At 72.1% G+C, this 12,406-nt stretch carries 9 protein-coding genes and 1 pseudogene; 8 read left to right on the top strand and 2 right to left on the bottom strand.

Annotation, left to right across the window (positions count from 1 at the left end):
- From ACZ4VI_RS33045 to ACZ4VI_RS33025, 5 genes and pseudogenes are all read left to right on the top strand, one after another.
- Positions 1-978, top strand: a pseudogene (locus ACZ4VI_RS33045) (hypothetical protein); the annotation flags it as partial.
- A 40-nt stretch (positions 979-1,018) separates the two neighbouring features.
- A complete protein-coding gene (locus tag ACZ4VI_RS33040) occupies positions 1,019-2,251 on the top strand; it encodes an arginine deiminase (protein ID WP_468005344.1) in 1,233 nt (410 codons plus the stop codon).
- A 111-nt stretch (positions 2,252-2,362) separates the two neighbouring features.
- The gene (gene argF, locus ACZ4VI_RS33035; protein ID WP_468005342.1) at positions 2,363-3,385 is read left to right on the top strand and encodes an ornithine carbamoyltransferase; all 1,023 of its coding nucleotides are present in this window, start codon (positions 2,363-2,365) and stop codon (positions 3,383-3,385) included.
- Positions 3,386-3,467: 82 nt separating this feature from the next.
- Positions 3,468-4,295, top strand: coding sequence for an enoyl-CoA hydratase family protein (locus ACZ4VI_RS33030; protein WP_468005341.1), 828 nt, complete (start codon positions 3,468-3,470; stop codon positions 4,293-4,295).
- Positions 4,292-6,580 (top strand): bifunctional salicylyl-CoA 5-hydroxylase/oxidoreductase, encoded by a 2,289-nt coding sequence (locus tag ACZ4VI_RS33025; RefSeq protein WP_468005339.1) that lies wholly within the window; start codon positions 4,292-4,294, stop codon positions 6,578-6,580. The genes ACZ4VI_RS33030 and ACZ4VI_RS33025 overlap by 4 nt, the downstream gene beginning before the upstream one ends.
- Here ACZ4VI_RS33025 and ACZ4VI_RS33020 read toward each other — a convergent pair.
- Together ACZ4VI_RS33020 and ACZ4VI_RS33015 are read right to left on the bottom strand one after the other, a co-directional pair.
- Positions 6,567-7,388: a PaaX family transcriptional regulator gene (locus ACZ4VI_RS33020; protein ID WP_468005337.1), complete on the bottom strand. Its 822-nt coding sequence runs from the start codon at positions 7,386-7,388 to the stop codon at positions 6,567-6,569. The two genes, ACZ4VI_RS33025 and ACZ4VI_RS33020, sit on opposite strands and share 14 nt — an antisense overlap.
- Positions 7,389-7,397: 9 nt before the next feature.
- Positions 7,398-9,041 carry an AMP-binding protein gene (locus tag ACZ4VI_RS33015; RefSeq protein ID WP_468005335.1) on the bottom strand — a complete coding sequence of 548 codons (1,644 nt, stop codon included), beginning with the start codon at positions 9,039-9,041 and terminating at the stop codon, positions 7,398-7,400.
- A 120-nt stretch (positions 9,042-9,161) separates the two neighbouring features.
- On the opposite strand from ACZ4VI_RS33015, the gene ACZ4VI_RS33010 reads away from it, so the two are divergent.
- The 3 genes from ACZ4VI_RS33010 (at position 9,162) to ACZ4VI_RS33000 (ending at position 12,367) form a co-directional block, all read left to right on the top strand.
- Positions 9,162-10,310 carry an acyl-CoA dehydrogenase family protein gene (locus tag ACZ4VI_RS33010; RefSeq protein WP_468005333.1) on the top strand — a complete coding sequence of 383 codons (1,149 nt, stop codon included), beginning with the start codon at positions 9,162-9,164 and terminating at the stop codon, positions 10,308-10,310.
- A complete protein-coding gene (locus ACZ4VI_RS33005) occupies positions 10,307-10,705 on the top strand; it encodes a RidA family protein (RefSeq protein ID WP_468005331.1) in 399 nt (132 codons plus the stop codon). The genes ACZ4VI_RS33010 and ACZ4VI_RS33005 overlap by 4 nt, the downstream gene beginning before the upstream one ends.
- 105 nt (positions 10,706-10,810) lie before the next feature.
- Complete coding sequence (locus tag ACZ4VI_RS33000; RefSeq protein WP_468005329.1) at positions 10,811-12,367, top strand: MFS transporter; 1,557 nt, start codon at positions 10,811-10,813, stop codon at positions 12,365-12,367.
- The last annotated feature ends 39 nt before the right edge of the window (positions 12,368-12,406 follow it).

The raw sequence follows: 12,406 nt of genomic DNA, 5'->3' as shown, positions 1-12,406 counted from the left end.
GGGGCCCACGGGGGCCGGGACGGCCTGTACCGCGACGGTCCCGACCTCCACGCGTCCCGCATGCCCCGCGAAGATCCGGCGCTCGGGGCTCCCCGCGAGGGCCGGGAGGCCGTCGGCATGTACCGCGACGGGTCGGCCACCGGCCGGGAGGTCCCTGAATCCCCGCGTCCCGCACCCCAAGAGGCCCCGGTGGGCTCCGGGTCCGGCGGCGTGCCCGTCGTGGCGCCCGTGTGGCGGGGGCCCGAGGGCGGGAGGGCCTGGTGGCGGGCGGTCAGGTCGTGGCGGCGGGGGAGACCCGTCGAGACCGGGCTCGTACAGTGGCTGGCCGCCGGTACGGAGGACGCAGAGGCCCGCATCCGGGCCGGTGGCGACGGCGAACTGCTCGCCGCCCTCCGCGCCCCCCGGCCGTACCCGGTCCTCACGCTCCTCATGCGCGAGGTCGCCCGCCGCCTGCCCACCTGGTCCCGGCCCCTGCGCCGTGAGTTCCGCGACCTCGTCATCGACCACGAGCTCTTCGTGACGGCCCCCCGCGCGCCCCACCCTGCCGAACCCACCGAGGCCGAGCGTGCGGCCAACGCCGCCGCCCTCCACCGCTGGGCCGTGCGTCCCCTCCTCGACGAGGGCGACCGTCCGGCGGCCGGCGTGCTCGTCGCGCTGCTGTCCCGGCTCCACTCGAGCCCCCTCCCGGCCGCCCGGTCCGCGTTTCGCCAGATCGTGGACGACGAGCGGCCCGGGCTCCCCGAGGAGGTCTGGCGGGGTCTCCTCCAGGCTGCCTACGCGGGCACGCAGCCACCGCGACCGACCGCCCCGCCCGCCCCGCCCGCGCCCGCACCAGCCCCGCCCCAACGGGAACCAGCCGCGCCCCCACCCCCACCCCCACCAGAACCCTCCGGCGGCGACGGTCAGCTCGTCGCCCTGACCCTCCTCGCCCTGATGGTCACCCTCCTCGCCGTCATCGTCGCCATATCCGTGACGTGAGAACCACGCGCGAGCCGCCCGGCTCCGTCAGGATGGGCGCATGGGATTCCATGTCGATTCCGAGACCGGGCGGCTCCGCCGCGTCATACTGCACCGGCCCGATCTGGAGCTGAAGCGGCTGACACCGTCCAACAAGGACGCTCTCCTCTTCGACGACGTGCTCTGGGTGCGCCGCGCCCGGCAGGAGCACGACGGGTTCGCCGACGTCCTGCGCGACCGGGGCGTCGAGGTCCACCTCTTCGGGGATCTCCTGCGCGAGTCCCTCGAACTGCCCGCCGCCCGCAAAGTCGTCCTCGACCGCGTCTTCGACGAGAAGGAGTACGGCCCGCTGGCCGCCGACCACCTTCGCGCGGCCTTCGACTCCCTCGACGCCGCCGACCTCGCCGAGGCGCTGGTCGGCGGGGCGACGAAACGGGAGTTCCTGGCCGCGCACCGCGAGCCGACCTCCGTCCGGTTCCACGTCATGGACCTGGACGACTTCGTCCTCAGGCCGCTGCCGAACCACATCTTCACCCGGGACACCTCCTCCTGGATCTACGACGGCGTCTCCATCAACGCGATGCGCTGGCCCGCCCGGCAGCGCGAGACGGTCCACTTCGAGGCGATCTACAAGCACCATCCCCTCTTCACCGGCCCCGAGGCGGGCAGCTTCCACCACTGGTCGGAAGGGCAGTCCGACTACCCGTCGACGATCGAGGGCGGCGACGTCCTCGTCATCGGCAACGGCGCCGTGCTCATCGGGATGAGCGAGCGGACCACCCCGCAGGCCGTGGAGATGCTGGCGCGCGGCATGTTCGAGGCCGGCTCCGCCCGGACGATCATCGCCCTCGACATGCCGAAGCGACGCGCGTTCATGCACCTCGACACGGTGATGACGATGGTCGACCAGGACACCTTCATCCAGTACGAGGGCCTCGGCATGCTCCGCTCGTACACGATCGAGCCGGGCGACGAAGGCCAGTCGCTGCGGGTCATCGACCACCCGCCCGAGCAGATGCACAGCGCGATCGCCGCCGCCCTCGGCCTCCAGGACGTCCGCGTCCTGACGGCGACGCAGGACGTCCACTCGGCGGAGCGCGAGCAGTGGGACGACGGCTGCAACGTCCTCGCGGTCGAGCCGGGCGTGGTCGTGGCGTACGAGCGGAACGTGACGACCAACACGCATCTGCGCAAGCAGGGCATCGAGGTGATCGAGATCCCGGGCAGCGAACTGGGCCGAGGGAGGGGCGGCCCGCGCTGTATGAGCTGCCCGGTGGAGCGGGACGCCGTGTGAGCACGGGCTGCGAACAAGAAGGCGACCTGACTGTATAGCCATACTGATGTACGTATAGACTTCCAGTCGTCCGTCTCGTTCGCCGTCCCCGACCGTACCCAGGAGCACCCCATGGCCACCGACCTCATCGGCCGCCACTTCCTCAAGGAGCTGGACTTCACCGCCGAGGAGTTCCGCGGTCTGATCGCGCTGGCCGCCGAACTGAAGGCGGCGAAGAAGGCGGGTGCCGAGGTCCAGCTGCTGCGCGGCAAGAACATCGCCCTGATCTTCGAGAAGACCTCGACCCGGACCCGCTGCGCCTTCGAGGTCGCCGCCGCGGACCAGGGCGCCACCACCACGTACCTGGACCCCTCCGGCTCGCAGATCGGCCACAAGGAGTCCGTCAAGGACACCGCCCGCGTACTGGGCCGGATGTTCGACGGCATCGAGTACCGCGGCGACAGTCAGGCGAACGTCGAGGAGCTCGCCGCCCACGCCGGCGTCCCCGTGTTCAACGGACTGACGGACGACTGGCACCCCACCCAGATGCTCGCCGACGTCCTCACCATGACCGAGCACACCGACAAGCCGCTCGACGGCATCGTCTTCGCCTACCTCGGCGACGCCCGCTTCAACATGGGCAACTCCTATCTGGTCACCGGTGCCCTGCTCGGCATGGACGTCCGGATCGTGGCCCCCAAGGCGTACTGGCCGAACGAGGCGATCGTCGCCTCGGCGCGCGCGCTCGCGGAGACGAGCGGCGCGACGATCACCCTCACCGAGGACGTCACCGAGGGTGTCCGGGGCGCGGACTTCGTCGCCACCGACGTCTGGGTCTCCATGGGGGAGCCGAAGGAGGTCTGGGACGAGCGGATCGCCGACCTCGCGCCGTACGCCGTGACCATGGACGTCCTGCGCGCCACCGGCAACCCGGACGTGAAGTTCCTGCACTGCCTGCCGGCCTTCCACGACCTCGGCACGGCCGTCGGCCGGGACATCCACGCCCGGCACGGCCTGACCGAGCTGGAGGTCTCCGACGAGGTCTTCGAGTCGGAGCACTCGGTCGTCTTCGACGAGGCCGAGAACCGCATGCACACGATCAAGGCGGTCCTGGTCGCCACCCTGGCACCCACCCCGACGCCCGCCGCCGAATAGCCCCCACCCCATATCGCGTACTCATGACGACAGTCACAATGCGGTGATACGCTCCGGGGAGGAGGAAGGGAGGGCGTCCCTCATGAGCCCCTTTACCGGCTCCGCACCCCGTACCGAGCGCTGGCGGCATCTGCGTCTGACCGTCGACGACGGCGTCGCCACCGTCACCCTCGACCGCCCCGCGAAACTCAACGCGCTCACCTTCGGCGCCTACGCCGATCTGCGCGACCTGCTCGCCGAGCTCTCCCGCGAGCGGGCCGTCCGGGCCCTCGTCCTCGGCGGCGAGGGACGCGGCTTCTGCTCCGGCGGCGACGTGGACGAGATCATCGGCGCGACGCTCTCCATGGACACGGCCCAGCTGCTCGACTTCAACCGGATGACCGGACAGGTCGTCCGCGCGATCCGCGAGTGCCCCTTCCCCGTGATCGCCGCCGTCCACGGTGTCGCGGCAGGCGCGGGAGCGGTCCTCGCTCTCGCCGCCGACTTCCGGATCGCCGATCCGAGCGCGCGCTTCGCCTTCCTCTTCACCCGGGTCGGGCTCTCCGGCGGCGACATGGGCGCGGCCTATCTGCTGCCCCGGGTCGTCGGCCTCGGCCACGCGACCCGGATCCTCATGCTCGGCGAACCGGTCCGCGCCGCCGAGGCCGAACGCATCGGGCTGCTCAGCGAACTCACCGAGGAGGGCGGCGCCACCGCCCGCGCCGCCGAACTGGCCCGCCGCCTCGCCGACGGACCCGCTCTCGCCCATGCCCAGACCAAGGCCCTGCTCACCGCCGAACTGGACATGCCGCTGGCGGCCTCCGTCGAACTGGACGCCGCCACCCAGGCGCTCCTCATGAACGGCGAGGACTACGCCGAGTTCCACGCCGCCTTCACCGAGAAGCGGCCCCCGAAGTGGCGGGGGCGGTGACCGTGCCCCCCGCCCCCCTCCGTATCGCCGTCGTCGGCGGCGGACCCGGCGGGCTCTACGCCGCCGCCCTGCTCAAGCGGCTCGACCCCGCCCGCGAGGTCACTGTCTGGGAGCGCAACGCCCCCGACGACACCTTCGGCTTCGGCGTCGTCCTCTCCGACGAGACCCTCGGCGGCATCGAGCACGCCGACCCCGCCGTGTACCGGGCGCTCCAGGACGAGTTCGTACGGTGGGACGACATCCACATCGGCCACCGCGGCCACCTCCTCACCTCCACCGGCCACGGCTTCGCCGCACTCGGCCGCCGCCGGCTCCTGGAGATCCTGCACGCGCGCTGCACCGAACTCGGCGTACGGCTCCGCTTCCGTACCGAAGCCCCGCCCGCCGCCGAACTGGCCGCCGACCACGACCTCGTCATCGCCGCCGACGGCATCCACAGCACGACCCGCGAGGCCCACGCGGACGTCTTCCGCCCCCGGATCACCACCCACCGCTGCCGCTACATCTGGCTCGCCGCCGACTTCGCCCTCGACGCCTTCCGCTTCGAGATCGCCGAGACCGAGTACGGCGTCATGCAGCTCCACGGCTACCCCTTCTGCGCCGACTCCTCCACCGTGATCATCGAGATGCGCGAGGAGGTCTGGCGGGCCGCCGGCTTCGACGAGATGGACGAGGCGGAGTCCACCGCCCGCTGCGCCAAGCTCTTCGCCGACGTGCTCGGCGGCCGGGCCCTGCGCTCCAACAACTCCTCCTGGACCGCGTTCCGTACGGTCGTCAACGAACGCTGGTCCCACGGCGCCACCGTCCTCCTCGGCGACGCCGCCCACACCGCCCACTTCTCCATCGGCTCCGGCACCAAGCTCGCCGTCGAGGACGCCCTCGCGCTCGCCGCCTGCGTCGAGGAACAGCCCACGATCCCCGAGGCGTTGACCGCGTACGAGACCGAGCGCAGGCCCGTCGTCGAGTCCACCCAGCGCGCGGCAGCGGCCAGCCTGCGCTGGTTCGAGGAGATCGGCGGCTATCTGGACCAGCCGCCACGGCAGTTCGCCTTCAACCTTCTCACCCGCAGCCGCCGCGTCACCCACGACAACCTGCGCCTGCGCGACCCACGGTTCACCGACTCCGTGGAACGGGACTTCGGCTGCCCGCCCGGCACCCCGCCGATGTTCACCCCCTTCCGGCTGCGCGGACTCACCCTGCGCAACCGGGTCGTGGTCTCGCCCATGGACATGTACGTCGCCGAGGACGGCGTCCCCGGCGACTTCCACCTCGTCCACCTCGGCGCGCGGGCGCTCGGCGGCGCCGGGCTCGTCATGACCGAGATGGTCTGCGTGAGCCCCGAGGGCCGCATCACCCCCGCCTGCACCGGCCTCTGGACGGACGAGCAGGCCGAGGCCTGGCGCCGGATCACCGCTTTTGCGCACGCGCAGGCCCCCGGCGCGGCGATCGGCGTCCAGCTCGGCCACTCCGGCCGCAAGGGCTCCACCCGGCGCATGTGGGAGGGCATCGACCAGCCGCTCCCCGCAGGCAACTGGCCGCTGACGGCCGCCTCACCACTCCCGTACCGGCCCGGTGTCAACCAGGTCCCGCACGCCCTCGACCGCGCCGGAATGACCGCCGTACGGGAGGAGTTCACCGCCGCGGCCCGGCGCGCCGCGGCATGCGACTTCGACCTCCTGGAACTGCACTGCGCCCACGGCTATCTGCTCTCCGGCTTCCTCTCCCCGCTGACCAACCACCGGGACGACGCCTACGGTGGACCGCTGGAGAACCGGCTGCGCTACCCGCTCGAAGTCTTCGACGCCGTACGGGAGGTGTGGCCGGCGGACCGGCCGATGACGGTTCGCATCTCCGCCACCGACTGGTCAGAGGGCGGCACGACGCCCGAGGACGCGATCGAGATCGCCCGCGCCTTCGTGGCCCACGGCGCGGACGCCCTCGACGTCTCCACCGGCCAGGTCGTCCCCGACGAACGCCCCGAGTACGGCCGCTCCTACCAGACCCCGTACGCCGACCGGATCCGCAACGCGCTCGGCGTCCCCGTGATCGCGGTCGGCGCGATCTCCTCCTGGGACGACGTCAACTCCCTCCTCCTGGCCGGCCGCGCCGACCTCTGCGCCCTCGCCCGCCCCCACCTCTACGACCCCCACTGGACCCTGCACGCGGCGGCCGACCAGAACTACCAGGGCCCGGCAGCCCCCTGGCCGCCCCCGTACCGAGCGGGCAGCCGCACACCCCCGACGGGCCGCACGGACGCCCCGAAGCCGCGGCTCACGCTGGGATAGACATCACGAACTCCGCCCCCAGGTCCCGCAGCCGTTCGTGCAGTTCCGCGAAGACCGCCGCCGAGCGGGCGCCCGGCCAGTCGTGGGGGAGGAGTTCGGGCGGGAGGACCGGGTCCGCGTAGGGGAGGCGACGCCAGGAGTCCAGGGCGAACAGGTAGTCGCGGTAGGCGTCCTCCGCCGAGCCGGGGGAGGCCCTCCAGGCCCGCAGGACCGGCTCGTGGGCGGCCAGGAACTCCTCGTGGAGCTTGGCGATCGACGGCAGGTCCCACCAGCGGGCCACCGCCTCCGCCGTCGGCGCGTACCCCAGGTGCTCGCCGCGGAAGAGGTCCACGTACGAGGAGAGCTCCAGGCGCTCCAGGGTGTGCCGCGTCTCCTCGTACAGCCGCGCCGGGGCGATCCAGACGCCCGGGGCCGCCGTGCCGAAGCCGAGGCGGGCAAGGCGTGAGCGCAGCAGGTGCCGCTTGTGGCGCTCGGCCTCGGGGACGGTGAAGACGGCGAGGACCCAGCCGTCGGAGAGCTTGGGCTCCGTACGGGCGTAGATCCGGCGGTCGCCGTCCTCGAGGAGCTGTCGGGCGTCGTCCGACAGGGTGTACCCGGCCGCCCCGTCCGCAGTCCGCCGGGGCAGCAGCAGCCCCCGCCGTTTCAGCCGGGACACCGACGAGCGCACCGACGGCGCGTCCACGCCCAGCACCGCCAGAAGGCGGATGAGCTCGGCCACCGGCAACGGCTCCTCGCCGGGCGCGAGGCCGCGGCCGTACGCGCCGTACAGCGAGACGATCAGGGAACGGGGGGTGTGCTGCTCGGCCACGTGATCACTCTAGGGGGTGTCCTCGGGGCCCGCGCGCAGCCGGAATCGCTGGAGCTTCCCGGTGGCCGTCCTGGGCAGCGCGTCCAGGAACACGATCTTCCGCGGACTCTTGTACGGCACGAGCCTGGCCCGTACGAACGCCCGCAGCGCCCCCGCCGTCTCCGCGTTGCGCGGCACCCCGTCGCGTACCACCGCGTACGCCACCACGATCTGGCCGCGCAGCGCGTCCTCGTGCCCCACCACCGCCGCCTCGACCACGTCCGGGTGGGCGAGGAGCGCCTCCTCCACCTGGGGCCCGGCGATGTTGAAGCCCGCCGAGATGATCATGTCGTCGGCGCGGGCGACGTAGCGGAAGTAGCCGTCGGCGTCACGGACGTACGTGTCGCCCGTGACGTTCCAGCCCTGGTGGACGTACTCGCTCTGGCGCGGATCGGCCAGATACCGGCAGCCGACCGGCCCGCGCACCGCCAGCAGGCCCTCCTGGCCGTCCGGGACCTCCGCGCCCGCCCGGTCCACGACCCGCGCCTGCCAGCCCGGCACCGGCAGCCCGGTCGTCCCCGGGCGGATGTCGCCGTCCGCCGCGGAGATGAAGATGTGAAGCAGCTCCGTCGCGCCGATGCCGTTGATGAGCTTCAGGCCGGTGCGCTCGTACCAGGCCTCCCAGGTCGCGGCCGGCAGGTTCTCGCCCGCCGACACGCACCGCCGCAGGGAGCGCAGCGCCGCGACGTCGTGGCCGCCGTGCCGGTCGATCTCCTCCAGCATCACCCGGTAGGCCGTCGGCGCGGTGAACAGCACCGACACCTCGTGCTCGGCGATCGCCGTAAGCAGCTGCTTGGGGCCCGCCTGTTCGAGCAGGAGCGCGCTGGCCCCGGCCCGCAGCGGGAAGAGGACGAGCCCGCCGAGACCGAAGGTGAAACCGAGTGGAGGGGAGCCCGCGAAGACGTCGTCCGGCTCCGGGCGCAGGATGTGCGCCGAGAAGGTGTCGGCGACGGCGAGCACGTCACGGTGGAAGTGCATGCACCCCTTGGGCCGGCCGGTGGTCCCCGAGGTGAAGGCGATCAGGGCCACGTCGTCGGCGGCGGTCGCCACCGCCTCGTACGTGTCCGGCCGGGTGGCGGCGAGGGCGAGCAGGTCGTCCGGGGCGTCCCCGCCGAAGGCCGTGATCCGCAGCCCCGGCACCTCGGCCTTGACCAGGTCGTCCACCGTCCGGACGTCGCACAGCGCGTGGTCGCAGCGGGCCATCTCGCACATGACCGCCAGCTCCTGGGCGCGCTGCTGGGCCAGGACGGTGACCGCGACGGCGCCCGCCTTCATGACCGCGAGCCAGCAGGCGGCCAGCCAGGGGGTGGTGGGGCCGCGCAGGAGCACCCGGTTGCCGGGCACGACGCCGAGGTCGGAGGTGAGGACGTGGGCGATCCGGTTCACCCGCCCGCTCAGCTGTCCGTATGTCCAGACATTTCCGCTTCCGTCACGGAACGCCGGGCGCTCCGCGCCGAAGCGTTCCACCGTGCGGTCGAGCAGTTCCGCGCCGCAGTTGAGCCGATCCGGGTAGTCGAGCTCCGGCAGGTCGAAGAGCAGTCGGGGCCACTGGCCGGCGGGCGGCAGATGGTCACGCGCGAAGGTGTCGTGGTGGGCCGAGGGGGTCAGCTCCATGGGTTCGTCCCCTTGTCGTGGTGGGGTCGCCCATCGAGCGTATCGTGATGGTGACGACAGTCAACGGTGCGCGATAGAACTCGGTTGGAAGTGACGTCGGCGAACGGGACAGGGGTCCGAATGTCCGTATTCTCACTCGATCCACAGCAGACCAAACGCTGCGCGGAGCTTCGCGCCCTGGCGGCCGAACGGCTGCGGCCGCTCGCCGAGAAGGGCGAACCCGGCCGCGTCAACCGCCCCCTCGTCGCCGCCCTCGGCGACCACGGCCTGCTCGCCGGGCTCTTCGACGCCGGCGCCCTCGACCTCTGCCTGCTGCGCGAGTCCCTCGCCCACGCCTGTACGGAGGCCGAGACCGCCCTCGCCCTCCAGGGCCTCGGCGCCCACCCGGTCGCCTCCTCCGGCACCCCCGAGCAGCGCGCCCGCTGGCTCCCCGAGGTCGTCGCGGGCCGCGCCGTCGCCGCCTTCGCGCTCAGCGAGCCCGACGCCGGCTCCGACGCGGCGGCCCTCGCCCTGGAGGCGCGGCCGGACGGCGCGGGCGGCTGGCGCCTGCACGGCGAGAAGCGCTGGATCTCCAACGCCCCGGAAGCCGACTTCGCCACCGTCTTCGCCCGTACGACCCAGGGCGCCGGGGCCCGCGGCGTCACCGCCTTCCTCGTTCCGGCCGACCGGCCCGGCCTCTCCGGCAGCCCCCTCGACATGCTCGCCCCGCACGCCATCGGGAGCCTCGTCTTCGACGGGGTCCCCGTCGGCCCCGCGGACGTCCTCGGCGAGCCCGACCGCGGCTTCCGGGTCGCCATGACCACCCTCAACCGCTTCCGCCCCAGCGTCGGCGCCTTTGCCGTCGGCATGGCCCAGGCCGCCCTCGACGCCACCCTCGCGCACACGGCCGCCCGCCCCGCCTTCGGCGGCGTCCTCGGCGACCTCCAGGCCGTCGCCCACCAGGTCGCCGAGATGGCCACCCGCACCGAGGCCGCCCGCCTGCTCGTGTACGCGGCGGCAGCGGCGTACGACGCCGGAGCGGACGACGTGCCCCGCCGCGCGGCGATGGCGAAGCTGCTCGCCACGGAGACCGCGCAGTACGTCGTCGACGCGGCCGTCCAGCTCCACGGCGCCCGCGCCCTCCAACGCGGCCACCTCCTGGAACACCTGTACCGGGAGGTGCGGGCCCCGCGCATCTACGAGGGCGCCACGGAGGTCCAGCGCACGATCATCGCGAAGGAGCTGTACAAGGCCGAGGCACAGGCGCGCTTCAAGGAGGCCACCGCATGAGCCTGCACCGGCACAACCCCGCCGAGCTGTCCCCGCCCACCGGCTTCTCCCACGCCGTGACCGCCACCGGCACCCGGCTGGTCTTCCTCGCCGGACAGACCAGCCTCGACCGCGACGGCAAGGTCGTCGGGGAGACCCTGCCCGAGCAGTTCGAGACCGCGCTCGCCAACCTCCTCACCGCCCTCCGCCACGCCGGCGGCACCTCCGCCGACCTCGCCCGCGTCACCGTCTACGCCACCGACATCGCCGACTACCGGCGCCACGCGCCCGAACTGGGCAGGATCTGGCGGCGGTTGGCCGGGCGCGACTATCCGGCGATGGCCGTGATCGGCGTCGTACGGCTGTGGGACGAGCAGGCCCAGGTGGAGCTGGACGGCTTCGCGGTGGTGGAGTAGCGGCGGCCCGCTTGATCAACTGGAGACTCGCCGGACCGGGGCTTAATGTCGAAAGGTGGACTGACCGGCCCACGGCTCCCTCACCGAGCGAGGGCGCGATGCGCCATGAGTACACCGAAGCAGCCGACAAGCCCAGCACAGACCGCGATACCGACGAAGCGTGGTGACGGCAAGGGCATCGCCCTGTTCGTCATCGCCTCGTGCCAGTTGATGGTCGTTCTCGACATCACGATCGTCAACATCGCGCTGCCGCACATCCAGAGTTCGCTGGAGTTCTCCACGACGAGCCTGTCGTGGGTCGTCAACGCGTACACGCTGACCTTCGGCGGCCTGCTGCTCCTCGGTGGACGAGCCGGTGACATCCTGGGGCGGCGCCGGGTCTTCATCTTCGGCGTGCTCCTCTTCGGACTGGCCTCGCTGCTCTGCGGAGCGGCCCAGAACGACTGGCAACTCCTCGCCGCACGGGCCCTGCAGGGCGTCGGCGGGGCGATAGCCTCCCCGACCTCGCTGTCCCTGATCACCACGAACTTCGACGAAGGCCCGGAACGCAACCGGGCCTTCGGTGTCTTCGCGGCCGTCTCGGCGGGCGGCGGCGCGATCGGTCTGGTGGCCGGCGGAGTGCTCGTCGAATGGCTCGACTGGCGCTGGATCTTCTTCGTCAACGTGCCCATCGCGCTGCTCATCGCCTTCTTCACCCCACGGCACATCAAGGAGTCCGAACGTCACCCCGGCCACTTCGACTTCACCGGAGCGCTCACCTCCACGCTCGGCATGGTGGCCCTGGTGTACGGGTTCATCCGCGCCGCGCAGGAGGGCTGGCGCGACCCGTGGACGCTCGCCTCGTTCGGCGCGGCGGTCGTGCTGCTCGCCGTGTTCCTGGTGGTGGAACGGCGCTCCCGGCAGCCGATCACTCCACTGCACATGTTCGCCGACCGCAACCGGGCGGGCACGTACGCGATCATGCTCTGCCTGGCCGCGGCGATCTTCGGGATGTTCTTCTTCCTGACGCTGTTCGTGCAGACCGTCCTGGACTTCAGCCCGTTGAGGACCGGACTCGCGTTCCTGCCCGTCAGCGCGATCATCGCGGTGAGCGCCGGGATCACTTCTCAGCTGCTGCCCAAGTTCGGGCCGAAGCCCTTCATGGTGATCGGCTCGCTGCTCTCGGCGGCCGGTCTGTCGTGGCTGACCCTGACCGATGTGCATTCCACCTACGCGGGCAGCGTCCTCGGTCCGATCCTGGTCTTCGGCTTCGGTATGGGCTTCATGTTCGTCTCGCTGACCATCATGGCGCTGTCCAACGTCGAGCAGCAGGAGTCGGGCGCCGCCTCCGGACTGCTCAACGCCACCCAGCAGGTCGGCGGTTCACTCGGACTCTCCATCCTGGTGACGGTCTTCGGCACGGCCAGCCGCAACGAGGCGAGGGACCAGGTCCCCGCCTTCCTCTCCCAGGCAAACCCGCTGGAGAAGGCCGAGTTCGCCAAGACCGGGCAACTGCCCCCGCCCTGGGCGGACGAGGTCCTGACGGCCGGGGTCTCGTCCGGCTTCATCACGGCGGCGGCGTTCTCCGTCGTGGCGTTCTTCATCGCCCTCTTCGTGATCCAGGTCCGGGCCTCGGACATCGAACGCCTCAAGGGCGGGATGGGCCCCCCGGGGGTCGGGTAACAGGGCCATCTCTGGTGCGCGGTCACTTGACCACGCGTA

It is taken from the genome of Streptomyces sp. NPDC029169, assembly GCF_055563935.1.
The sequence above is the reverse complement of the archived record's forward strand: the minus strand, read 5'-3'. Positions and strand labels throughout refer to the sequence as shown.

Coding starts and splice junctions, on each gene's coding strand:
- ACZ4VI_RS33040 (WP_468005344.1), top strand. CDS start 1,019: ATGGGATTCCATGTCGATTCCGAGACCGGGCGGCTCCGCCGCGTCATA.
- argF (WP_468005342.1), top strand. CDS start 2,363: ATGGCCACCGACCTCATCGGCCGCCACTTCCTCAAGGAGCTGGACTTC.
- ACZ4VI_RS33030 (WP_468005341.1), top strand. CDS start 3,468: ATGAGCCCCTTTACCGGCTCCGCACCCCGTACCGAGCGCTGGCGGCAT.
- ACZ4VI_RS33015 (WP_468005335.1), bottom strand. CDS start 9,041: ATGGAGCTGACCCCCTCGGCCCACCACGACACCTTCGCGCGTGACCAT.
- ACZ4VI_RS33010 (WP_468005333.1), top strand. CDS start 9,162: ATGTCCGTATTCTCACTCGATCCACAGCAGACCAAACGCTGCGCGGAG.
- ACZ4VI_RS33005 (WP_468005331.1), top strand. CDS start 10,307: ATGAGCCTGCACCGGCACAACCCCGCCGAGCTGTCCCCGCCCACCGGC.
- ACZ4VI_RS33000 (WP_468005329.1), top strand. CDS start 10,811: ATGAGTACACCGAAGCAGCCGACAAGCCCAGCACAGACCGCGATACCG.